Origin of the sequence: Streptomyces sp. adm13(2018) (assembly GCF_008042145.1) — a bacterium.
GTDB lineage: Bacteria > Actinomycetota > Actinomycetes > Streptomycetales > Streptomycetaceae > Streptomyces.
Genome location: NZ_RDBH01000113.1, coordinates 187344 through 189149 on the forward strand (window position 1 = coordinate 187344; position 1806 = coordinate 189149).

The 1806-nt window shown below is 76.1% G+C and carries 2 protein-coding genes; both read right to left on the bottom strand.

The features are described from left to right. Positions 1–459 (bottom strand): methylated-DNA--[protein]-cysteine S-methyltransferase (locus tag EAO70_RS10825; RefSeq protein WP_148003005.1); only part of this gene is annotated, 459 nt, incomplete at its 3' end. 5 nt (positions 460–464) lie between these two features. After that, positions 465–1667: a bifunctional transcriptional activator/DNA repair enzyme AdaA gene (locus EAO70_RS10830; RefSeq protein ID WP_148002780.1), complete on the bottom strand. Its 1203-nt coding sequence runs from the start codon at positions 1665–1667 to the stop codon at positions 465–467. Positions 1668–1806 lie beyond the last annotated feature (139 nt).

Sequence of the window (1806 nt, forward strand, 5' to 3'; positions counted from 1 at the left end):
CAGGCGCTGCTTGCGGTCGAGCCCGCCGCCGTAGCCGGTGAGGCCGCCGCCCGCGCCGATCACCCGGTGGCAGGGGACGATCACGCCGACGGGGTTCTTGCCGTTGGCGAGGCCCACGGCCCGGGAGGCGGCCGGGTTGCCCAGGACCTCGGCGAGTTCGCCGTAGGTGCGCGTCTCCCCGTACGGGATGCGGCGCAGCTCGGCCCAGACCCGGAGCTGGAAGTCGGTGCCGACCAGGTGCAGGGGCAGGTCGAACTCGGTCAGCTCGCCGGCGAAGTAGGCGTCGAGCTGGCGGATCGCCTCCCGGAAGGGGCGCGGGTCGGGCTCGCCGAAGGTCTCCTCCGGGGGGCGGTGGCGCTGCCCCGTCATGTGGAGGCGGCTGAGGACGCCGTCGACGGCGACGAGGGTCAGCGGTTCGTACGGGCTGTCCACGACGGTGTGCCGGACGAGGGGGGCCATGGCGGTCAGTGTCCTTCGCTGGGCAGGTGGTTGATCGGGTGGTCGTCGGTCGCCCAGAGGTACTGGACGGCGTAGGCGCGCCAGGGGCGCCAGCGCGCGGCGCGGGCGGTGAGCGCGGCCGGGGTGCCGGGGAGTCCGAGGCCCTCGGCGGCGCGGCGGACGCCGAGGTCGCCGGGGAGGAAGGCGTCGGGGTCGCCGAGGGCGCGCATGGCGATGATCTCGGTGGTCCAGGGGCCGAAGCCGGGCAGGGCGAGCAGCCGGGCGCGGGCCTCCTCGCGGTCGTCCGCGGGGCCGAGGGTGAGCGAGCCGTCGGCGAGCGCGCGGACCAGGGTGAGGAGGGTGGTGCGGCGGCTGCGGGGCAGGGCCAGGCTCTCGGGGTCGAGGGCGGCCAGCGCCCCGGGGCTCGGGAAGAGGTGGGTGAGTCCGCCCTCGGGGTCGTCGACGGGTGTGCCGTGCGCGGTGACGAGGCGGGCGGCGTGGGTGCGGGCGGCGGCGGTGGAGACCTGCTGGCCGAGGACGGCCCGGACGGCGAACTCGGCGGGGTCGACGGTGCCGGGCACCCGGCGGCCGGGGGCGGCGTCGACGAGCGGGGCGAACAGCGGGTCGGCGCGGAGCCGCTCGTCGACGGCGACGGGGTCGGCGTCGAGGTCGAGGAGGGCGCGCAGTTCGCCGGGGGTGCGGGCGAAGACCTCGCGGATGGTGTCGTTGAAGGTGCGGATCGAGGAGAAGCCGGCCGCGAAGGCGATCTCGCCGAGCGGCATCGGGGTCGTTTCGATGAGGATCCGCGCGGTCTGGGCGCGCTGGGCGCGGGCCAGGGCGAGCGGTCCGGCGCCCAGCTCGGCGAGGAGCTGGCGTTCGATCTGGCGGGTGGACCAGCCGAGGCGGCGGGCGAGTCCGGGGACGCCCTCCCGGTCGACGACGCCGTCCTGGATGAGGCGTACGGCGCGGGCGACGGCGTCGGCGCGGACGTTCCACTCGGGCGAGCCGGGGCTGGTGTCGGGCCGGCAGCGCTTGCAGGCCCGGAATCCGGCGCGCTGGCAGGAGGCGGCGCTGGCGTGGAACTCCATGTTCTCGGGCTTGGGCGGGACGACCGGGCAGCTGGGCCGGCAGTAGATCCGGGTGGTGCGGACGGCGGTGAAGAACACGCCGTCGAAGCGGGCGTCCTTCGACTGGACGGCCCGTACGCAGCGCTCGGTGTCGGTGTGCATGGGTCCAGGATCGGGGACGGGAGCCGCCCGGGCTGGCGAGAAAACGACATGGACGTCGCGGCGGCGGGCTCCGGCCCGTCGGCTCGGTCACCGGCCTGGACCGGGCGGCTCCCGTCCCCGATCCTGGACCCATGCACAC